Source organism: Tomitella gaofuii (genome assembly GCF_014126825.1).
Taxonomy (GTDB): Bacteria; Actinomycetota; Actinomycetes; order Mycobacteriales; family Mycobacteriaceae; genus Tomitella; species Tomitella gaofuii.
Map to the genome: position 1 here is coordinate 3,825,365 of NZ_CP059900.1, position 20,051 is coordinate 3,845,415.

Below are 20,051 nucleotides of genomic sequence, written 5' to 3' on the forward strand. Positions count from 1 at the left end.
CCGCTGCCGTCCGGCAACCGATCAGGCGCCGGGCAGCGGTATCTCGATGGGCGGCAGCCCCGGAATGTTGATCTCCAATGGCGGGGGCGGCGCGGGCGCCTGCTGCACGGGCGGCTGAGGGGCCTGCTGCTGCGGAGGGGGCGCCGCAGGCTGTTCCTCGGTGACCGGAGGTGGGGGCGGCTCCGGGGCCGGGGGAGGCGGCGGAGGTGCGGGCGCCTGCTGCGTCACCGGCGGCGGGGGCGCAGGCGCCTCGGTGGTCACCGGCTCGGGCGGGGGCAGCGGAGGCACCTCGGGCGCTTTCGTCGTCGACGCGGGCGAGGGCGCGGCGGGCGAGGTGGGCAGTGTGGTCGATTCCGGGCCGGACGCGGTGTCGTCCCCGGCCAGCACCCCGCTGGCCGCGACGGCCCCGACCGCGAGACCCGCCAGCAACAGCAGGCCCACGATGCCCGCGGCGGCCGCGGCAGACGACGTCCAGTCCGGGCCCCGCCGCGAACGCTCCGCCACCGGCGCCCAGTCCCCGTCCGAGGCCGCCCCCGACGCGCCGACGACCTCCCGGCTGGGCAGTAGCGAAGCACCGCGCGCCACAACCGATTCCGGCTCCCCGGGCACGATCACCGGCAGGCCCAGCTCGCGTTCGACCACCTCGGCGTCGAACTGCTCGTGGATGCGCTCGCCCACTAGCACCACCAGGTCCGCCATGACGCCGCTGAGCTGTTGCGCGGCGTCGACGACCATCGCGACGCCTTCGAGCACGTCCACGTCCGCTGCCGCGAGCTTGTCGGTGGAAATGCGCTGGATCTCCCCCACCATCGCGCCGTCGGCGTCGACGATGCCGCAGCTGTAGCGCCACGAGTCCACGTTGCACACCGCGACGTGCCGGGCGAAGCCCACCTGCCGGGTCGCCATCAACTCGGCCAGGGCCGCAACGGGTGTGGGCATCAGGCTGCAGTGGGTGAGTCCGGCGGCATCGGTGCCCATCGTGATGCGCTTGGCCTGGTCCGCGTCGTGGTAGGCGAACACGACCGACCGGATGGTGCGGTCGATACGCGGTGCCGTCGCGCCCTGCCCCGTACGGCCGGCGAGCAGCGGCCGCAAGGCGTAGGCCACCTGCTCCTCCGGCGTGCCGTAGGAGGGGACGTCTTTGAGCAACCGCGCCGCGTCGAGCATCTCCACCGAACGCCTGCGTACGCCGCGCCCGCCGTACACCGCCGGGTCGCCGGACATGGGGGCGTCCGCGAGGGCCATGCGGACGTCGTCGCCGTTGATGCAGACGCCGAGGATCGCGCTCATGCGCGCCTCACCCGGTGCGCGCGCCTGGCCGTTGGACTCACGATCCGCGCGATTCACTGTGCCCTCCCTCCGCGCCGGGCCCTCCTCGAACCCGGACCTTCCGTCCAAAGCGGGCGTTCACGCGCGACGGCCGGACCCGGTTGCCGATACGTCCGGGTCACGGAAGTTCCGACGCCGCGAACCATTCCACCGCCACCATACTTGCGCTGCAATGATATGGCGTGTCGATGTTGCGAAAAACCCCGGCTTCACACTGGTCGGCGTGTCGCCCGGGCGCGGCCGCGGCATGGCACTGGACTGTCAGCGGCGGAAGTTCAGGTACGCGCGCGACGGCGTGGGCCCCCGCTGACCCTGGTACTTGGAGCCGACGGACGCACTGCCGTAGGGGCTTTCGGACGGGCTGGTCAGCCGCAGCAGGCACAGCTGGCCGATCTTCATGCCCGGCCACAGCGTGATGGGCAGGTTCGCGACGTTGGAGAGCTCCAGCGTGATGTGCCCGGAGAAGCCCGGGTCGATGAAACCGGCCGTCGAATGCGTCAGCAGTCCCAGCCGGCCCAGGCTCGACTTGCCCTCGAGGCGCCCGGCCAGGTCGTCGGGAAGGGTGCAGCACTCCATGGTGGCGCCCAGCACGAACTCGCCCGGATGCAGGACGAACGGCTCGCCGTCGCCCGGGGCCACCAGCGTGGTCAACTCGTCTTGCTGCTGCGCCGGATCGATATGGGTGTACCGGGTGTTGTTGAAGACCCGGAAGAACTTGTCCAGCCGCACGTCCACACTCGACGGCTGCACCAGCGCATCATCGTAGGGCTCGATGCCGAGGCGGCCGGAGTCGAGTGCGGCGCGTATGTCGCGGTCGGAGAGCAGCACCAGCACAGCCTAACGGGGTCCCGGGGGGCGGCATGGGCGGGCTCCGCGGGGAATCTGCTAGAGTCTGTCCCTGCAGGCAACGCAGCAGTGCGATTCACACGTTTTCGCTGGTCACACAGCCAAGTTCGCCGCAATGCCGATGTAGTTCAATGGTAGAACATCAGCTTCCCAAGCTGAATACGCGGGTTCGATTCCCGTCATCGGCTCTCACTGGTCAGGGCATGTTTTCGCCCGGCCTGATCTCCCCCTCTGCGGTCGGAACCCGACCTTCATGCCCCGGACGTGCCCGAAAAGCATTCACAAGTCAGCAGTACCGCGGCGGCTCCACACCTGGGAAGTCGTCGACCACGTCCACCTCCGTGAGCGCCAGAACCGCGTCGACCGCGTCCGCTGATCCGCCTATCGTGGCGAAGTGCGAGTCGATGTCGCACGTGACGCACCAAGCGCGGTCGGCCGGCCAGACGAACGCCGGCGTCGGCGCCTCCACGGTGCCCAGCAACGCCTTCAACCGGCCGTCCCAGGTCTCCGCATCCGCGACAGCGCCGTGGAAGAGGAAGTAGTCCCGGTTCGGAATCGCCAGCCTCGGCATCTGATCGTCCGCATGGAAGCAGGGCCAACCCTCCCAGACGAGGAAACAGCAGTCGGCCGGCGTGCAGGTGAAGCTGGCCAGCTCCGACAGCACGACACCGATCTGCTCATCGTCGCTCAGAGCACCGGGACTCACCGGAGATTCGCTCTCGCGCTGCCCGTCCCGACTCGGGTCCGGGATGAGCCGCAGGCGCGCGTACCTGTCGAAGCAGAACGGACCTCGGGAGACCAACCGATCCCACTCCTCGGCGCGGTCCGCTATCCACTGCGCCGGCGTCAGATCCGCCACCCGCGCGATGCTCACGTGGACGCTTCTGCACCGGGTCGCCGACCGGCATGCTTACAGAGTTCACCGATGGGAGCGACAGCGACGTCACCGTGCGGGTCCACCCAGAACGGTTCCCCCGCGCGCACGCCGGGAGTCAGCAGGTGACGCCCTCGGCTGGGCCACTGCACGAACTCATACCCCGCCAGGTCGTCCTGCACGACCTCGGCTATCCAGGCGGCGGCTTCCCCGTATGCGGCGTCGACAGTGAGGTTCGAGCCATTGCTGAACCCGCTCACGCCCCGGCCGCCCCGCCAACCGGCCCACACACGGAAATCGCCGTCGACCGCGAGCTCCCAGATCAGCCCATCGACATCCAGTTCGCGCCCGTACCGCAGACAGCGCAGGTCGCGGGCCACTGCGTCGAGAGCGCACCGCCACGTCACAGGCGGATCGACGCCGGGACCGTCCATCGGGCCGAAAGCCGTACCGGACAGCGGAATGCGCCACACGAATCGGTCGTCACCCCACGGACCCGCCTCCGTCATGCGACCGACCTTCCTGCACACACCGTTGGTCATGTCGACGGGACCGCCCGGCGAATCCTGTTCGTGATCGTCGTGTGGGCGCTACCGTTCGCGGGTGCGGTCGCCTGGATCTTCTGCCGGAATCGGGCGACGGCGAACCGGGGCGAGGCGTAGCCCGGAAACCGCGGGGCACCCAGCGAGCCTCCGCGGCGGGCAGGCCGGCCCGCGCGGGCGACCGGCCGCGGGCTCGCCGGCCGATCGCCCCGCAGCATCGACGTCCTAGTCGAACGTCCCCCAGCCGTACAGCACGCTCAGCACGATCGCGAGGACCACCAGCACGCCGATGATCCCGGTCCACACGAACGCCTGCGTCTTCGACGGCGGATCGTAGGGGTTCAGCTCGGCCTTCAGCTCTTCCGCGTTCACACTCATCATCTCCTCACAGCACCGACACGGCGACTGGATAGAACGATACGGAACATCCGCCCGCGAAAGGCACCGACCCCGGGCACGGTCCGGGCGCTCTCCGCAGCGCCGAAGCGCACCGCGGCATGCGAGGGCCGGGCCGGTGGCGGTACCGCGCGACGCACTCCGTTCAACTTATTGCGAATCCGCATACGAATAGGTCGTCCGCCCTCTATTCTCAGCGGCAATGCCCTGGCCGACCGCCGCCCCGGCTGATATTCACCGCTGGACTCCGGCCTTGCCACGGCGCCGCATCCCACAGAAGGCAGGCCCTCGATGGCGCCCGATCTCCCCCACCCCGACCACTCTCAGGCCGATCATTCTCAGGCCGACGAACCCCATTCCGGTTCGGACTTCCCACGTCGCAGCTTCCTCGGCGGCGCGGGGCTCCTGCTCGCCGCCGGCGCCGGGGCCACCCTGGGCTCGTCGCTGGTCCCCGGGACCACGCCGAGCGCCGGCGCCGCAGTCGGCGGCGGCGCGGTGCGTAAGCGCCCCAACATCGTCATCATCATGACCGACCAGGAACGCCAGCCCATCTACTGGCCCGAGGGCTGGGCGGCGAGGAACCTCCCGCAACGCCAGCGGCTCGTCGACACCGGCCTGTCATTCATCCACAACGCGTGCAACTCGACGATGTGTTCACCCAGCCGCAGCACGTTGTTCACCGGCCTCTTCCCCGCCCAGCACGGGGTGTTCCGCACGCTGACCTCGGGCGGCACGCTGTCGCCGGAGGAACCGGTGCTCTCCCCGGACACCCCCAACATGGCCCGCCTGTTGTCCGCCGCCGGATACAACGTGCACTACCGGGGCAAGTGGCACATGAGCAAGGGCGCCGACGGCTACGACCCCTCCACCGAGGACATCGAGGGTTTCGGTTTCCACGGGTGGCAGCCGCCCGAGGCCGGCCAGGACATCGCGCCCGAGCACTTCGGCGGCGGCACCGCCAACATCGACCAGCAGTACGCGGACGAGGCCGTCGAGTTCCTCAACACGGTGCAGAACGACGCCGACCGCCCCTTCGCCCTCATCGCCAGCTTCGCCAACCCGCACGACATCCTCGCCTACCCGCAGACGTGGGACCAGGAGATGCCGGACGGCGGCACCAACTACCGCGATGCCGCGCCCGGCTGCTTCGAGATGGGCATCGAGCTGCCGCCGACCTTCCGCGAGGTCCTCGCGCTCAACCACAAGCCGCGCGCCCAGACGCAGGTCAACCTGGCGTCGCAGATCGGGCTGGGCCCGCTCATCGGCGACGACCGGGCGCTGAACTACGCCAACTTCTACGCGTACGTGCAGAAGGTGGTGGACGCGCACATCGGGGCGGTCATCGACGCGGTCGAGGCCAACGGCCTGCGCGACGACACCATCATCATCCGCCTGGCCGACCACGGCGAGATGGGCATGTCGCACGGCGGCATGCGGCAGAAGGTGTTCAACGCCTACGAGGAGACGATGCTGGTGCCGCTGGTCGTCAGCAACCCGCGGCTGTTCCCGTCCGCGGTGACGACCGGCGCGCTGTCGAGCCTGATCGACGTCATGCCCACGCTCGCGACCATCGCCGACGTCCCCGCCGAGGCGCGCAGCGGTTTCGACTTCCACGGCGTCGACCTCTCGCCGATCATCGACGACGCGGCGGCCAACCCCGCGTCGCCCACCGCGTCGGTGCAGGACGTGCTCCACTACACGTTCGACGACGACAACATCGGCCAGCCCGACGGCCAGACGGCGGTGCAGCAGCCGAACCACCTGCGCACCATCCGCGAGCAGACGCGCAAGTTCTCGATGTACTTCGACCCGGCATGGCAGGAGCCGCCGGTGTTCGAGATGTACGACATGGCGGCCGACCCGCTGGAGCTCAAGAACCTGGCGGACCCGTTCGCCCCCGCCCAGTTCCGGCCGGACATGTTCGTCGAGATGCTCGCCAGGCTGGTCGCCGTCATGGCGGAGAAGGGCACGACGCCCGCCGGGATGCCTGCGGTGCCGCCGCTGCCGGAGATGCCGCCCGGGTCCGTGCTGCCCGACCTTCCGCCGCTCTCGGTGTCGTGATCACGGCCTGACCGCGCCGTATGACGTCCTGACCACGCCGTCGCGCGCGGGCGCCGGTTCTGTCGGCGTCCGCGCGTAGCGTGACGCCCTACACAAACCGAACGCGGAGGACTACAGTTAACGGCGATTAACCCAAACGGGTGATCCGATAGCGAAGAGAGGCGGTTTCCCGTGGCCGACGCCGGCACCCCGCACACCCCTGCCACCCCGCACACCCGCGTCCCGGAGCCCGGCAGTGACCTGGGCGCCTACGTCGACGACCTCATCGCCGGTTACAGCGGCCCGGACGTCTCCGCCGCGCACCTGCTGTGCGACAGGCACGACCCCGCTTCCGTGGCCTTCACCGTCATCGACGCCGAGCTCGGTTCCGTGGACATCACCTTCGGCGAGTTGCGCTCCCGGTCCGAGCAGGGCGCCGCAGCTCTCGCCGAGCTGGGGGTGGGGCCGGGCGACGCGGTCGCCACGCTCATGGGCAAGTCGGCCGACCTCGTGTTCACGCTGATGGCGATCTGGCGGCTCGGCGCCGTCCACGTGCCGTTGTTCACCGCCTTCGCCTGGCCCGCGATCGAGCTGCGCATGAGCGGCAGCGACGCCAAGGTCGTCGTCACCGACCCGGGGCAGCGCGCCAAGATCGAGGACCCGGCCGGTGCACGGATCGTCATCGCCGACGGCGGCACCGGCACCGTCGGCCGCGACGGCGATCTGGCGCTGTCCACCCTCGTCGACGCGCAGCGGCCCGGCCGCCCCGCCGCCGTCACCGGCTCAGACGCGCCGCTGGTCATGATCTTCACCTCCGGCACCACCGGCAAACCCAAGGGCGTGCCCGTCCCGGTGTATTCGCTGGCCTCGTTCCACGAGTACGTCCAGCTGGGACTCGACGTCCGCGAGTCGGACGTGTTCTGGAACGCCGCCGACCCGGGCTGGGCCTACGGCCTCTACTACGGGATCCTCGGGCCGTTGACACTGGGACGCCGCAGCCTGCTGCTGTCGTCGGGGTTCTCCCCCGAGCTCAGCGCCAGGGTCATCGAGCACTTCGGGGTCACCAACTTCGCCGCGGCGCCCACCGTCTACCGGTCCATGCGGGCCAAGGCCGACGCGCTGCCCGCGAGCCTGCCGCTGCGGCGCGCGTCGTCGGCGGGCGAGCCGCTCACCCCCGAGGTCATCGAGTGGTCCCAGGAGATCTTCGGCGTCCCCGTGCGCGACCACTACGGGCAGACCGAGCACGGCATGATGATCATCAACGGCTGGCACGAGTCGATCCAGCGCCCACTGCGCGACGGTTCCATGGGGCACGCGCTCCCCGGGTGGACGGCGACCGTCCTCTCCGAGGATTCCACCGACGCGCTGCCCGCCGGCGAGGTGGGCCGCGTCGCCATCGACGTGCCCGCCAGCCCGCTGATGTGGTTCCGCAGCTACCACGACGCGCCGGAGAAGACCGCCGAGCGCTTCGCCGACGACGGCCGCTGGTACCTCACCGGCGACGCCGGCCGCACCGACGACGAGGGCTACTACTACTTCTCGTCCCGCGACGACGACGTCATCCTCATGGCCGGATACCGCATCGGCCCGTTCGACGTGGAGAGCGTGCTGTCCACACATCCCGCCGTCGCGGAATCGGCGGTGATCGGCGTCCCCGACGAACTGCGCGGCGAGGTGCTCGAGGCCTACGTGGTGCTCCGCGCGGGCATCGCCGGCGGCGAGGAGCTCACCGACGAGCTGCAGAAGCACGTCAAGACGGGATTCGCCGCGCACGCGTACCCGCGCGTCATCCACTTCGTCGACGAGTTGCCGAAGACGCCGAGCGGCAAGATCCAGCGGTTCCTGCTGCGCAAGCAGCGCGCCACCGAGGTGCGCGGCAGCTGACCGCTGCGGACCCGCCGGGCCGGCACCGGCGGGTCCGCCGCACCGGCGGCGCGTCCCGCCGTTCGTGCCTACGCTGGCGACCATGAGCATTCCTGCGATCACCCTCAATTCCGGAACGTCGATCCCGCAGCTGGGCCTGGGCGTCTGGCAGGCGTCCGACGAGGAGGCCGAGCGTGCCGTGGGGGCCGCCCTGGACGCCGGGTACCGGCACATCGACACCGCGGCCGCCTACGCCAACGAGGACGCGGTGGGCCGTGGGCTCGCCGCGTCGTCGGTGCCGCGCGAGGACGTCTTCGTCACCACCAAGCTGTGGAACGCCGACCACGGCCACGACCGGGCCCTCGCCGCCGTCGATGCGAGCCTGCAGCGCCTGGGCGTCGACTACGTGGACCTCTACCTGATCCACTGGCCGCTGCAGGACCGCGACCGGCTGCTGCGCACCTGGGACGCGATGGAGGAGATCGCCGAATCGGGCCGCGCCAAGTCCGTCGGCGTGTGCAACTTCGAGCCGCACCACCTGCAGCTGCTCGTCGACCGCGGCGGCATGCTCCCCGCCGTCGACCAGGTGGAGCTCAACCCGCACCTGACGCAGAAGGACATCCGCGCCGAATGCGCCAAACTGGGGATCGCCGTCGAATCCTGGAGCCCCCTGGGCGGCACGTCCCGCTCCGGGTGGGGACCCGATTCCAAACCGAACACGCTGCTCGGCGACGACACCATCGGCGCCATCGCGCAGGAACACGGCGTCTCGCCCGCGCAGGTGCTCATCCGCTGGCACCTGGACAACGGCCTCATCGTCATCCCCAAGTCCGTGCACCCGGAGCGCATCGCCCAGAACTTCGACGTGTTCGGCTTCACGCTCACCGCCGACGACCTGACGAGGATCGCCACACTCGACGACGGCACCCGGCTGGGCCTGCACCCGGACGAGATGAACCTCGGCGCGCCGTAAGCACGTGCGGGCAGCGAGTCGGACGCGGGTCCGGGCCGCGCGTCGCTTAGGATGCGTCGAGTGACTCAGCTCGACCCGGACGTCGAACGGGCGAAGACGGCCGGCGCGACCACGCCGGTCCCCGCAGCACGCGGCGACGCCGCGCCCGGCGACGCTGCCATGGGCGGCTCCGCCCCCGACGTCGCTGTCGACGAGGGCTCCGAACGCCGGCGCAAGCTGGTCCGCATCCGCCGCAGCTGCTACGCGGCGTGGGCCGTGGTGGTGGTGCTGTGGCTGACGTTCTTCGGGTTCCCCTTCGACCGCAACCGCCTGCTGATCCTCATCTGCCTGGGGCTGCTCACCGTCAGCATCGGCCGCCGGCCCCTGCTGGGCGTCATCCGCGACTGGCTTCCGTTCGCCCTGCTGCTGGCCGCCTACGACCTGAGCCGGTACCTGGCCATCATCATCGGGCTGCCCACCCATTGGCACCTCGCGGTGGACGTGGACAAGTGGATGTTCGGCGGCGTCGTCCCGACGGTGTGGCTGCAGGAACAGCTCAAGACGGCCGAGATCCCCTGGTGGGAGATCATCACCAGCACGGTCTACATGTCGTTCTTCCTCATCCCCTACGTGGTGGCCGCGTTCCTGTGGGTGCGCGACAGGGCGTCGTGGCGCAAGTACGTCATCCGGTTCGTCGCCATCTCCTTCGCCGCGCTGATCGGCTACATTTTCGTGCCCGCCGCACCGCCGTGGGCCGCGGCGCGGTGCACCGCCGAGCAGGTGGTGGACGGCCCGTCCAACCCGGACTGCATGTTCAGCGACCCGGCCGACACCCCCGACGGCGGACTGCTGGGCCCCATGACCACGCACCAGCCCGGGGCCGAGCCGTACGTCGAGCGCATCTCCACCCGCGGCTGGGACGCGACGCACCTGATGGCGGCCCGCAAAGTGGTCGAATCCGGGCAGAAGAACTCCAACATGGTGGCGGCGATCCCCTCGCTGCACGCGGGCCTCACCGCGCTCATCGCCATGTTCATGTGGCCGCGCGTGCGCAAAAGGTGGCGGCCGCTGTGGGCGGGCTACGCGCTGACCATGGCGTTCGCCCTCGTCTACACCGCCGAGCACTACGTGTTCGACATCCTCATCGGCTGGGCGCTGGCAGTGGCGGTGCTGCGGCTCTGCCCGCCGGTGGACCGGTGGTGGGACCGCACCGGGCCCAAGGTGTACGCGCGGCTCGGCGCGTGGCGGGCGCGGCGGGCGCCGACGGACGTGAGTCCGGACGCCGCAGGGACCGGCGCGGGCGTGACCGGCGCTGAAACGCGGTGACGTTCGAAGTTCAGGCGCGACGCCGCGCCGGCCCGCAGACTGGGAGCATCAGCACGGACCCCATCAGCACGGACGCAGCGCCCGCAGACGAGGAGAACCCGGTGGCCGACGAGCAGACCGCGGCGGACATGCCCGCGAACGCGAAGCACGTGCGTGCGGAGGACGCGTTCGACGTCGGGGCGGTCGCGCGGTGGCTGCATGCCACCGCCGGAATCGTCGGCACTCCCGAGGTGCGCCAGTTCGCGGGCGGCGCATCCAACCTCACCTACCTGCTGCGCTATCCGGACCGTGACCCTGGTACTGCGCCGCCCGCCGGCGGGGGCGAAGCCGGCGTCGGGCCATGACATGCACCGCGAGTTCCGGACCCAGCAGCTGCTCGCGCCCGCGTTTCCGCACGTGCCGGAGATGGTGGGGCTGTGCACCGACCCGGCGGTGCTGGGCAGCGACTTCTACGTGATGGAGCGCGTGCACGGCACGATCCTGCGGGGAGACGCCGACGTCGCGCTCACGCCCGCGCAGACCGGCGCCCTGTGCACCCGGATGGTGGACCTGCTGGTGGAGCTGCACTCCGTCGACCCGGTCGCCACCGGTATCGACGAGTTCAGCCGCGGCCCCGGGTACGTGTCCCGCCAGGTGTCGGGCTGGACCCGGCGGTTCGCCAAGGCCCGCACCGACAACGTCCCCGACTTCGCCGCGGTCACCGGCTGGCTCGACGCCCACCAACAGCCGGACGTGCGGCACGCCGTCATCCACGGCGACTTCCGGTTGGACAACCTGCTGCTGGGACCCGAGTCGGATGGCGATCCCACGCCGCTCCGCCCGGTGGCCGTTCTCGATTGGGAGTTGGCCACGGTGGGCGACCCGCTGATGGACCTGGGCGCCACGCTCGCCTACTGGGTGCAGTCCGACGACGAGCCGATGATGCGCCTGACCAAGCGCCAGCCCTCCGACCTGCCCGGGATGCTCACCCGCGAGCAAATCGTGCAGCGCTACCTCGACGCCACCGGGCTGCACACCGGCAATTGGCGGTTCTACGAGGTGTACGGGTTGTTCCGGCTGGCCGTGATCGCGCAGCAGATCTACTACCGCTACCACCACGGGCAGACGACCAACCCGGTGTTCCGGGACTTCTGGCAGATCGTGGCCTACCTGGAGCAGCGGTGCCGTCGGCTGATCGCGGAGTAGGAAGAAATCGACGAGCAGGCGGCGTGAACTGAAGGGACTATCCCTCGCTTGCGTCGAGCATCGCCGAGACATCGATCCCGTTCGGCCACTCCAGGGTGCGCGTCGGCACTGCTTTCAGCCCGCCGGCCAGGACCCGCACATTGCCGTCGTCGTCCGCTTCCACGCGCGCGCGTAAGCCGTGGATCGGCACGCTGAGAACCGGCTCCAGCGACTGACCGTCGAGCCGCGTGAGCAACCAATACTGCTTGCCGCTGCGGTCGAACCGCGTCGGGCCCGGCAGCGGCCACCATCCCCTGAGCCCCGTTCCGCCCGGAGGGTGCGCGGTGATCCAGACGTCGCCGGCGGCCCAGCCGACGTCGATCGGCTTCTCCGGCAGCCGAGCGACCTCACGGAGCGTCAGGTCGGGTTGCACCGAGAACACGGCGGCTCCGGAGACCACGCGGAGCGGATCGCCGATCAGTGTGGAATGGCCTACGCCGCCGACTCCCCGCAGTCGCGGGCCCGTCGTCGCCGCACCCGCCGAGTCGACCCGGACGAGGCGCGGCACTCCGGGATCGGGATCACAGAGAACGACGAACGCGTCGTCATCCACGATCACGTCGATGACCGGTCCTTCCGGGCCGTCGACGGACACCGGTTCCGTATCGGGACGACGCAGGGACCACCGGCCTTCTTTGCCGCACGTCAGCAGCGTCTCGCCGTCCGCCGCAGCCGCGATGACCTCGCTGTCGTCGATTCTCTGAGCCTTCGTGCCCGGCTCGAGCCGGTATACACCGTCACTCCCGGTCACCCAGCAGCCCGTCGGCGTCGCGGAAACCCGTCGCCTCCCCACCGCAGGCCCCGGCAGAACGTACTCGGTTGCCGCCCCTGCCCCGTCGACGGCCGCGACCAGTGGCAGATCCGCATCGCTCACCCACCACCGGTCTCCGGCGGCGGACGCGTCACCAGGAACGAAGCGCGGCCGCGGTGGAATCGGGGGGACATCGTCCAGGTCCAGGTCGACCAGCACTCCCAGGTCGTCATCGACCTCATCGGGCATGAACCGCGCACCCGTGACGAATACCGGCGGTGGACGGCCTGCCGCCTTCTCCGCGGCGATCTCGGCGTCGATGGCCGCGTCGCGCCAGGGCTGTTCGAAGAACCTGGGCGCCGATTCGACATCACGGTATCGCCTGTGGCCTGGCTTCACTATCCACGATCCGCCTCGACCTCGGGATAGCCGCTCGCTGACGACCTGCACGCGGGTGACACGGCCACGCACGCTGCCGCCGACGTCACCGTCCAGATTCGACGAGAATCGCCCGGTGAGCTCCACCTGCCCTGTGCGGGGCCGCCGCCCGCTCCACACCGCGGTCCACCCGTCGCCTTGCAGGACTCCGGACCACTCCCACCGACGCCCTCCCACCGACCCGGTGTACTGCCACACCGGGTCGCCCGACCGCGGCAGGAGCAACGCATTGATCTTGGCCGTGCGCTCATCGCCGGTGTCGGATTCGATAGTGCTGCCGGAATCGACTGTCGCGTCGGATTCGATGAACCTCAACGGCAGCGTCGCCACATCCCCGACGGCCGGAGGCAGCACGTCGCCGTCCTCGATCAGGGTGCGCCCCACCATGACGGCCATGGTGCGACTCGGCCTCACGCTCACTCGAATCCTCACTCCCCGTAGTGGTATCGGCATGCGGCGAACCGGATCTCGTCGCCGATGATTTTGTACACCAACCGATGCTCCAGGGTGATCCGCCGCGACCAGTAGCCCTGGAATCCGTGTCTGAGCTGCTCGGGCTTCCCGATGCCCTCATTGCCGTTGCGCTGGATATCGCGGATCAGCGCGTTGATGCGCTTGAGCGTCTTGCGGTCCTGCGCCTGCCACCACAGGTAGTCGTCCCACGCCGCCTCGTCCCAGACCAGCCTCATTCGGCGAGATCCCGCTCGACCCCTTCCCCCGATTCGAGTCGCTTGATGGAGGCGAGGAGGCGACGCGCATTCTCGGGACTCTTGAGCAGGTACGCCGTCTCCTTGAGGGACTCGTACTCGTCGAGCGCCACCATCACCACCGGGTCGCGTCCCGCACGCGTGACGATGACCTCCTCGCGATCGTCGATGACGCTATCGAGCGTTTCCGCGTACCGCGCCCGTGATTCCGAATAAGAGATCGTCCGCACTGTCCACCGCCTCGCCCGTCGCCGCTCCGCACTGGAGCACCTTCACGTACAGGATATTGTACGCGAGATCGGCGCGGTACACCCTGTGCTTCCCTCGCCCGCCTCGGGCATCGCGGCAGGTCCTCGCGTACCCGCGTTGGGTGGACTCTTGGCTGAAATTTCGAGCGTTTACAGCCAAAAGTCCACCCAACGCCGGGGCGCTCGCAGCTACGAACCGCCAGCATCACCCGCCGGCTGCTCCCCCGCCCCCGGCAGCCTCAGCGGCAGCAGCGCCGCCAGGCCCGCGCCGATCACGATCAACAGGCCGACGATCCCGGCCCGGTCGGCGCCGAACAGCCACGAGAACAGCCCGAACAGCGCCGGCGCCAGGAACGACACGGCGCGGCCCGAGGTGGCGTAGAGCCCGAACATCTGCCCCTCCCCGCCGGGCGGCGACAGGCGCGCCATCGCCGACCGCGCCGACGCCTGCGCCGGGCCGATGAACAGGCACAGCACCAGCCCGCACGCCCAGAAAGCCACCGGCCCCGACGACGCGAGCAGCCCCACGCCCACCACCATCATCGACACCAGCGAGAACACGATCACCGGCTTGGCGCCCACCCGTTCCTCGCACTGCCCACCCACCACCGCGCCCACTGCGGCGACGACGTTGGCGGCCACGCCGAACATGAGCACGTCCGACGACGACACCCCGTACACGCCCACCCCCAGCACCGCCCCAAAGGTGAACACTCCCGCCAGGCCGTCGCGGAACAGCGCCGACGCGGCGAGGAACCCGAGGGTGCGCCGGTCCGTGCGCCACAGCCCGCGCAGGTCGGCGAACAGCGCCCGGTAGGCGTGGGCCACGTCGGTGAGCCGCTCCCGGAGGCCGCGTGCAGGAGGCGTCGACTCCGTCGCGGGCACCTCCGGGACCACGACGAACAGCGGCACCGCGAAGGCGACGAACCACACCGCGGCGAACAGCACCACGAGGCGGATGTTCATGCCGTCGGCGCTCGGCAGGCTCAGCAGCCCGCGGGTGTCCCCGTCGCCCGCGATGAATCCGGCATACACGAGCAGCAACAGCACGACGCCGCCCACGTAGCCCGCCGACCAGCCGATCCCGGATACCCGCCCCTGCGTCTCGAGTGTGGAGACCTGCCGCAGCATCGCGTAGTAGGGCACGTTGGCCAGCTCCGACAGCACCGACGCCGACGCGAGCAGCACCAGCCCCAGGAAGAAGTACGGCTCGGAATCGCGGACGAAGAACATCGCCACCATCAGCGCGATCGTGCACGCAGTGAGAACGGCGAGCGAACGTTTGCGCCGCCCGCGGGCGTCGGCGCGCCCGCCCATGATCGGCGCCGTCACCGCCAGGACGAACCCGGCGACGCCCAGCCCCCACCCCAGCCAGGTACTCGACGAGATGCCGCCCGGCGAGCCTTCCCCCACCTGGTCGGTGAGGTACACCGAGAACACGAAGGTGAACACCACCGCGTTGAAGGCCGCCGCGCCCGCGTCCCACGACGACCACGCCAGTACGGCGCGCCTCCCCGTCGGTGCCGCCTCGCGCGAGGTCCCCGTCATGGGTGCAGCCTAAGGCGCGGCGGCGTGCCGCCGTCGACTGTTCCCCGGACCCCCCTCGCGCCGGGTCCGCTACGCGCGACCGGCCGGGTCCACCGCCTCGGTGTCGCGCACCGGCGGCGGCGGGGTGCCGTCGCCGAACGGCCGGCCGCCCAGCTCCTCGCGGCCGTGCGGGGTGAGCCAGACGGTGGTGTCGGGCCCCAGCGGCACGATCCCGGTGGGGTTCACGTCGCGGTGGACGATGTAGTAGTGCTGCTTGATCTGCCGGAAGTCGGTGGTGTCGCCGAAGCCGGGCGTCTGGAAAAGGTCGCGCGCATACGCCCACAGCACCGGCATCTCGGTGAGCTTCGTGCGGTTGCACTTGAAGTGCCCGTGGTAGACGGCGTCGAACCGGGCGAGCGTGGTGAACAGGCGCACGTCCGCCTCGGTGATGGTGTCGCCCATCAGGAACCGGCGCGTCGACAGCCGCTCGGACAGCGCGTCGAGCCGCGCGAACAACGCCTGGAACGCCTCGTCGTACGCCTCCTGGGATCCCGCGAAGCCGGCCTTGTACACCCCGTTGTTGACGTCCACGTGGATGACCTGCATGAGCTCGTCCATCTCGTCGCGCATGCTCTCGGGGTACAGCTCCGGCGCGCCGTCGCGGTGCAGCGCCGTCCACTCGGTGGAGAAGTCCAGCGTCATCTGCTTGAAGTCGTTGGTGACCACCTTGCCGCTGGACTCCTCGACGATCGCCGGCACCGTGATGCCGCGCGGATAGTCCGGGTAGCGGGCGAAGTACGCGTCCTGCAGCCGCGGGATCTTCAGCACCGGGTCGACGCCGCCCGGATCCAGGTCGAAGGTCCAGCTGCGCTGGTCGTGGGTGGGGCCGCAGAGCCCGAGCGACAGCGCGTCCTCGAGCCCCAGCAGCCGGCGGACGATCAAAGTCCGGTTGGCCCACGGGCAGGCGCGCGCGGCGACGAGGCGGTACCGGCCGGCCTCGACGGGCCACCCGGAAGCGCCGTCCGCGGTGATGCGGTCGGAAATGTAGTTCTCGTCGCGGTTGAACGCCGCGCCGGGCTCCACGTACGAGCCCTGTTCGCCGCCCTGCTCCTGCGCCATCGGCACTCCCTTCCTCGTATGCCGCCCGCGCGGGAACCGCGCCCCGGCCCTGTCCCCCAGGCTATGCGAATCGCGCCGGAGTGTCCGCCGCCTCACCAGCCCACCGCGGCGCAGACAGCAGTAGATTCGGCTGCATGGACGCGCGAGAGTGGGATGAGCGGTACACCGACGCCGGATATGTCTGGGGAGCTGCGGCGAACGAGGTGGTCGTGGAGCTGACCACGTCCCTGCCGGCGGGGCGTGCGGTGGACATCGGCTGCGGGGAGGGCCGCAATGCGGTGTTCCTGGCGACGCGCGGCTGGCTCGTGGAGGGCATCGACTTCTCGCAGGTGGCGCTGGACAAGGCCGCGGAGCTGGCGCGGCCTTCGCCACAGTCCGTGATCGAACGGCTGACGTGGACGTGCGCGGACCTGGCCACCGCAGATTTCGGCTCCGGGCTGGACCTGGCGCTGATCGTCTACATCCACTTGCCGCCGGAGCAGCGCCGGGGGCTTCTGCGGCGGGCCCAGGACGCGCTGGCGCCGGGCGGCGCGCTGCTCATGCTCGGCCACCACAGCCGCAACATCGCCGAAGGGGTGGGCGGCCCGCAGGATCCGTCGATCCTGTTCTCCCCGAAGGATATCGAGGCGGAGCTTGATCCGTCGATGACGGTGGATCTCGCCCGGGATCTGGGCCGCGAGACCGCCGACGGCACCGCCATCGACGCGCTCGTGTTCGCGCGCAAGCGGTAGACCCGCAAGAAGGAAGGCCCGCGAGAAGGAAGGCCCGCCTGACAGATCACCCGCACCGCACCCCCGAGCGGGCCCCGGCCGGATGGCCGGGGCCCGTTCGCGCGTCCGCACCCCGCACAGGCTCATTCTGTGTACAGACCACTTCATACAGTCTCGCTCATTGACATACACCCATCATCTGTCTAACTTGGTGACCACGACCACATCAACGTCAACCGGCCCCGCAGCGTTGACGACCCACACCGATGAAGGGTGATCACGATGAAGACACTCACCTACACGCGTGAGGACGGCACCGTCGCCACGTGGCGCGACCGCAAGCGGCTGCTGTGGATCCTGGCGCTGATCCCGTCGTCGGCCACGTTCATCGCCGTCGGGCTCGTCGCCGCCACCGGCTGGAACGCCTTCTGGTGGGCCGGGCCGATGATCGCGTTCGGGCTGCTGCCGCTGCTCGACGTGCTGGCCGGCGAGGACGGGAAGAACCCGCCCGACGAGGTGATCGACGCGCTGGAGAACGACCGGTTCTACCGCTACACCACCTACGCGTACATCCCGCTGCAGTACAGCTCGTTCTTCCTGGCCTGCTACATCTGGTCGGCCTGGGATCTGAGCGTGCTGTCGAACATCGGCCTCGCCATCACCGTGGGCGTCACCGCCGGGATCGGCATCAACACCGCCCACGAGCTGGGCCATAAGAAGGAGAACCTGGAGCGCCGGCTCTCGCGCCTGGTGCTGGCCCAGTCCGCGTACGGGCACTTCTACATCGAGCACAACCGCGGCCACCACGTCCGCGTCGCCACCCCGGAGGACCCGGCCAGCTCCCGCATCGGGGAGAGTTTCTACCGGTTCTGGCCGCGCTCGGTGGCCGGCGGCGTCCGGTCGGCGTGGCAGATCGAGAGCAAGCGCCTGCAGCGCGTCGGCTCCCCGGTGTGGGGCCCCAAGAACGACGTGCTCACCGCGTGGCTGATGACGGTGGCGCTGTTCGGCGCGTCGCTGGCGATCTTCGGGCTGTCCATCTGGCCCTACCTGCTGATCCAGGCGGTGTTCGGGTTCTCGCTGCTGGAAGCTGTCAACTATCTGGAGCACTATGGACTGCTGCGCCAGCGCACCCCACGCGGGCGGTACGAGCGGTGCAGGCCGTCGCACAGCTGGAACAGCAACCACATCTGCACCAACGTGTTCCTCTACCACCTGCAGCGCCACAGCGACCACCACGCCAACCCCACCCGCCGGTACCAGACCCTGCGCACCATGGACGAGGCCCCGCAGCTGCCCGCCGGCTATTCGACGATGATCCTGCTCGCGGTGGTCCCGCCGCTGTGGTACCGGCTCATGGACCCCAAGGTGGCCCGGCACTACGACGGTGACATGCGCCTGGCCAACATCCAGCCGGGCAAGCGCGCCAGGGTGCTCGCCGCGTACGGCATCACCGATGATGCGCCCGCCGCGGAGGCCTACGGGGAGCGTGCGGCATGAGCGTCTACAGCTGCCCCGGCTGCGACTACCGGTTCGACGAGGCGGCCGGCGACCCCCGCGAGGGCTTCCCCGCCGGCACCGCCTGGGCCGAGGTCCCCGAAGACTGGCCCTGCCCCGATTGCGGCGTCCGCGAGAAGGTCGACTTCCTCCCGGCCTGAGCCCGGCGATCCCGCATCCCCGCATCCCCGACTTCGAAGGAGCATGCCATGAACGCCACCGCGACCACCTACAAGCTGTACCGCTGCCTGCAGTGCGGATTCGAGTACGACGAAGCCGAAGGCTGGCCGGAGGACGGCATCGAGCCCGGCACGCGCTGGGACGACATCCCCGACGACTGGTCCTGCCCCGACTGCGGCGCCGCGAAGGCCGATTTCGAGATGGTGGAGGTCGAGCGGTGAGGCCGGGCCGGGTGGTCATCGTCGGCACCGGGATCGCCGGGGCGGCCGCCGCACAGACACTGCGCAAGGACGGGTTCGACGGCGAGGTCGTCATGATCGGCGCGGACCGACGGCCGCCCTACCGGCGCACGATGCTGACGAAGGACCTGCTCTCCGGCCGCGTGGACGCCGACCGCATCGCGCTCCGCTCCGCCGACGCCTGGCAGACGATGCCGGTGGAGATCCGCACAGGCACACGCGCCGCACACCTCGACCCCGTCGGCCGCAGCATCACCACGGAGGACGTCGGCACCGGCGCCCGGGCGACGCTCGGCTACGACGCGCTCCTGCTGGCCACCGGCGGCCGTGCACGGCGGCTCGGCCCGCCCGGCGGGCCCGCCTGGCCGGGCGTGCTGCACGTGCGGGACGCCGAGGACGCGCTGGCACTGCGCAGCCGCATCGGCGAGGCCGCCGGCGCGCCGGGTCCTCGCGGGCGTCTCGTGATCGTCGGCGCAGGCCTGATCGGGTGCGAGGTCGCCGCCGTGGCCGCGGCGGCGGGAGTCGCGGTGACCCTCCTCGAGGCCGGACCGCGGCCGCTGGCGGGCACCGTCCCGGACGCGGTGTCGACGATGCTCGCGGACCTGCACACCGGGCACGGCGTGACGATCGAGACCGGCGTGCAGGTCGTCGGCGTCGTCGGGGATCCCGACTCCGACACTCCGGGACGGGGCGTGTCCGTCGTCCACGCCGCGGACGGCCGGCGGTGGACCGCGGGCATCGTCGTCGGCGCGGTCGGCATGAGCCCGGCGACGGAGCTTGCGCAGTCCGCCGGGCTCGCCGTCGCCGACGGGATCCTCGTCGACGAGTACTGCGCCACCTCCGCGCCGGGCGTCCACGCGGCCGGCGACGCGGCCCGCTTCCCCGACCCGCTCACTGGCGGCACCCGCCGGATCGAGCACTGGAACCACGGGCAGGCGCACGGCGCCGCCGCCGCACGGGCGATCCTCGGCGCCGGACGGCCCTACCGCGAGGTGCCCTGGTGCTGGACCCACCAGTACGGCGTGAACCTGCAGATCGCGGGAACACCGCACGCCGCCCAGGAGTGGCGCGTGCAGGGGGACCTCGGCGCGCGTGACTTCCTGTCCACCGGGTTCGCGGACGGTCGGGAGGTGGCGGCCGTGGCGGCCGGCCGGCCCACGGAGCTGCGGGCGGCGCGGGCGCGCATCGGCGAGCACCTCACCCGGGCCGGCGCGCCGGCGGCCGCCCGATGAGTCCCGCCCGCCGC

At 70.6% G+C, this 20,051-nt stretch carries 19 protein-coding genes, 1 tRNA gene and 1 pseudogene; 11 read left to right on the forward strand and 10 right to left on the reverse strand.

Annotated features, from left to right (window positions below):
• Positions 1-21: 21 nt before the first annotated feature.
• Positions 22-1,347, reverse strand: a complete 1,326-nt coding sequence (locus H4F70_RS17745; protein WP_182358172.1) for a hypothetical protein — start codon at positions 1,345-1,347, stop codon at positions 22-24.
• 243 nt (positions 1,348-1,590) lie between these two features.
• On the reverse strand, positions 1,591-2,157 hold the full coding sequence (dcd, locus tag H4F70_RS17750; RefSeq protein ID WP_182346473.1) for a dCTP deaminase: 567 nt from the start codon (positions 2,155-2,157) through the stop codon (positions 1,591-1,593).
• 135 nt (positions 2,158-2,292) lie between these two features.
• On the opposite strand from dcd, the gene H4F70_RS17755 reads away from it, so the two are divergent.
• Positions 2,293-2,363: transfer RNA gene (locus tag H4F70_RS17755), tRNA-Gly, on the forward strand.
• A 98-nt stretch (positions 2,364-2,461) separates the two neighbouring features.
• Here the strand turns inward: H4F70_RS17755 and H4F70_RS17760 are convergent.
• The 3 genes from H4F70_RS17760 to H4F70_RS17770 form a co-directional block, all read right to left on the reverse strand.
• The gene (locus tag H4F70_RS17760) at positions 2,462-3,049 is read right to left on the reverse strand and encodes a hypothetical protein (protein WP_182358173.1); all 588 of its coding nucleotides are present in this window, start codon (positions 3,047-3,049) and stop codon (positions 2,462-2,464) included.
• Positions 3,046-3,558: a hypothetical protein gene (locus tag H4F70_RS17765; RefSeq protein ID WP_235681200.1), complete on the reverse strand. Its 513-nt coding sequence runs from the start codon at positions 3,556-3,558 to the stop codon at positions 3,046-3,048. Before H4F70_RS17765 ends, H4F70_RS17760 begins: the two co-directional genes overlap by 4 nt.
• Positions 3,559-3,816: 258 nt before the next feature.
• The gene (locus H4F70_RS17770; RefSeq protein WP_182358174.1) at positions 3,817-3,972 is read right to left on the reverse strand and encodes a hypothetical protein; all 156 of its coding nucleotides are present in this window, start codon (positions 3,970-3,972) and stop codon (positions 3,817-3,819) included.
• 306 nt (positions 3,973-4,278) lie between these two features.
• Here H4F70_RS17770 and H4F70_RS17775 point away from each other — a divergent pair, with 306 nt between their 5' ends.
• From H4F70_RS17775 to H4F70_RS17795, 5 genes and pseudogenes are all read left to right on the forward strand, one after another.
• The gene (locus H4F70_RS17775; protein WP_182358175.1) at positions 4,279-6,048 is read left to right on the forward strand and encodes a sulfatase family protein; all 1,770 of its coding nucleotides are present in this window, start codon (positions 4,279-4,281) and stop codon (positions 6,046-6,048) included.
• Positions 6,049-6,288: 240 nt separating this feature from the next.
• Complete coding sequence (locus tag H4F70_RS17780; protein ID WP_182360505.1) at positions 6,289-7,911, forward strand: AMP-binding protein; 1,623 nt, start codon at positions 6,289-6,291, stop codon at positions 7,909-7,911.
• An 82-nt stretch (positions 7,912-7,993) separates the two neighbouring features.
• The gene (locus H4F70_RS17785) at positions 7,994-8,863 is read left to right on the forward strand and encodes an aldo/keto reductase (protein ID WP_182358176.1); all 870 of its coding nucleotides are present in this window, start codon (positions 7,994-7,996) and stop codon (positions 8,861-8,863) included.
• A gap of 51 nt (positions 8,864-8,914) precedes the next feature.
• Positions 8,915-10,168 (forward strand): phosphatase PAP2 family protein, encoded by a 1,254-nt coding sequence (locus H4F70_RS17790; RefSeq protein ID WP_182358177.1) that lies wholly within the window; start codon positions 8,915-8,917, stop codon positions 10,166-10,168.
• Between the two features lie 128 nt (positions 10,169-10,296).
• Positions 10,297-11,353: pseudogene (locus tag H4F70_RS17795) on the forward strand (phosphotransferase family protein).
• 37 nt (positions 11,354-11,390) lie between these two features.
• Here H4F70_RS17795 and H4F70_RS17800 read toward each other — a convergent pair.
• The 5 genes from H4F70_RS17800 to H4F70_RS17820 form a co-directional block, all read right to left on the reverse strand.
• Positions 11,391-12,968 (reverse strand): hypothetical protein, encoded by a 1,578-nt coding sequence (locus tag H4F70_RS17800; protein ID WP_182358178.1) that lies wholly within the window; start codon positions 12,966-12,968, stop codon positions 11,391-11,393.
• A 41-nt stretch (positions 12,969-13,009) separates the two neighbouring features.
• Positions 13,010-13,270 (reverse strand): Txe/YoeB family addiction module toxin, encoded by a 261-nt coding sequence (locus H4F70_RS17805; RefSeq protein ID WP_182358179.1) that lies wholly within the window; start codon positions 13,268-13,270, stop codon positions 13,010-13,012.
• On the reverse strand, positions 13,267-13,518 hold the full coding sequence (locus tag H4F70_RS17810) for a type II toxin-antitoxin system Phd/YefM family antitoxin (RefSeq protein ID WP_182358180.1): 252 nt from the start codon (positions 13,516-13,518) through the stop codon (positions 13,267-13,269). The genes H4F70_RS17805 and H4F70_RS17810 overlap by 4 nt, the downstream gene beginning before the upstream one ends.
• A 207-nt stretch (positions 13,519-13,725) precedes the next feature.
• Positions 13,726-15,084 carry an MFS transporter gene (locus H4F70_RS17815; RefSeq protein WP_182358181.1) on the reverse strand — a complete coding sequence of 453 codons (1,359 nt, stop codon included), beginning with the start codon at positions 15,082-15,084 and terminating at the stop codon, positions 13,726-13,728.
• Between the two features lie 69 nt (positions 15,085-15,153).
• A complete protein-coding gene (locus H4F70_RS17820; protein WP_182358182.1) occupies positions 15,154-16,182 on the reverse strand; it encodes a glutathione S-transferase family protein in 1,029 nt (342 codons plus the stop codon).
• Between the two features lie 134 nt (positions 16,183-16,316).
• Between H4F70_RS17820 and H4F70_RS17825 the strand changes: the two genes are divergently transcribed.
• The 5 genes from H4F70_RS17825 (at position 16,317) to H4F70_RS17845 (ending at position 20,037) form a co-directional block, all read left to right on the forward strand.
• Positions 16,317-16,913: a class I SAM-dependent methyltransferase gene (locus tag H4F70_RS17825; protein WP_182358183.1), complete on the forward strand. Its 597-nt coding sequence runs from the start codon at positions 16,317-16,319 to the stop codon at positions 16,911-16,913.
• 261 nt (positions 16,914-17,174) lie between these two features.
• Complete coding sequence (locus tag H4F70_RS17830; RefSeq protein ID WP_182358184.1) at positions 17,175-18,389, forward strand: alkane 1-monooxygenase; 1,215 nt, start codon at positions 17,175-17,177, stop codon at positions 18,387-18,389.
• The gene (locus tag H4F70_RS17835) at positions 18,386-18,547 is read left to right on the forward strand and encodes a rubredoxin (RefSeq protein ID WP_182358185.1); all 162 of its coding nucleotides are present in this window, start codon (positions 18,386-18,388) and stop codon (positions 18,545-18,547) included. The genes H4F70_RS17830 and H4F70_RS17835 overlap by 4 nt, the downstream gene beginning before the upstream one ends.
• Before the next feature lie 48 nt (positions 18,548-18,595).
• Positions 18,596-18,787: a rubredoxin gene (locus H4F70_RS17840; protein ID WP_182346461.1), complete on the forward strand. Its 192-nt coding sequence runs from the start codon at positions 18,596-18,598 to the stop codon at positions 18,785-18,787.
• Positions 18,784-20,037, forward strand: a complete 1,254-nt coding sequence (locus H4F70_RS17845; protein WP_182358186.1) for an NAD(P)/FAD-dependent oxidoreductase — start codon at positions 18,784-18,786, stop codon at positions 20,035-20,037. Before H4F70_RS17840 ends, H4F70_RS17845 begins: the two co-directional genes overlap by 4 nt.
• The last annotated feature ends 14 nt before the right edge of the window (positions 20,038-20,051 follow it).

What these genes read in the sequence shown, in the direction of transcription:
- H4F70_RS17765 (WP_235681200.1), bottom strand. Translation starts at nt 3,558, where the DNA reads ATGACGGAGGCGGGTCCGTGGGGTGACGACCGATTCGTGTGGCGCATT.
- H4F70_RS17770 (WP_182358174.1), bottom strand. Translation starts at nt 3,972, where the DNA reads ATGATGAGTGTGAACGCGGAAGAGCTGAAGGCCGAGCTGAACCCCTAC.
- H4F70_RS17775 (WP_182358175.1), top strand. Translation starts at nt 4,279, where the DNA reads ATGGCGCCCGATCTCCCCCACCCCGACCACTCTCAGGCCGATCATTCT.
- H4F70_RS17785 (WP_182358176.1), top strand. Translation starts at nt 7,994, where the DNA reads ATGAGCATTCCTGCGATCACCCTCAATTCCGGAACGTCGATCCCGCAG.
- H4F70_RS17790 (WP_182358177.1), top strand. Translation starts at nt 8,915, where the DNA reads ATGCGTCGAGTGACTCAGCTCGACCCGGACGTCGAACGGGCGAAGACG.
- H4F70_RS17800 (WP_182358178.1), bottom strand. Translation starts at nt 12,968, where the DNA reads ATGGTGGGGCGCACCCTGATCGAGGACGGCGACGTGCTGCCTCCGGCC.
- H4F70_RS17805 (WP_182358179.1), bottom strand. Translation starts at nt 13,270, where the DNA reads ATGAGGCTGGTCTGGGACGAGGCGGCGTGGGACGACTACCTGTGGTGG.
- H4F70_RS17815 (WP_182358181.1), bottom strand. Translation starts at nt 15,084, where the DNA reads ATGACGGGGACCTCGCGCGAGGCGGCACCGACGGGGAGGCGCGCCGTA.
- H4F70_RS17820 (WP_182358182.1), bottom strand. Translation starts at nt 16,182, where the DNA reads ATGGCGCAGGAGCAGGGCGGCGAACAGGGCTCGTACGTGGAGCCCGGC.
- H4F70_RS17825 (WP_182358183.1), top strand. Translation starts at nt 16,317, where the DNA reads ATGGACGCGCGAGAGTGGGATGAGCGGTACACCGACGCCGGATATGTC.
- H4F70_RS17830 (WP_182358184.1), top strand. Translation starts at nt 17,175, where the DNA reads ATGAAGACACTCACCTACACGCGTGAGGACGGCACCGTCGCCACGTGG.
- H4F70_RS17835 (WP_182358185.1), top strand. Translation starts at nt 18,386, where the DNA reads ATGAGCGTCTACAGCTGCCCCGGCTGCGACTACCGGTTCGACGAGGCG.
- H4F70_RS17840 (WP_182346461.1), top strand. Translation starts at nt 18,596, where the DNA reads ATGAACGCCACCGCGACCACCTACAAGCTGTACCGCTGCCTGCAGTGC.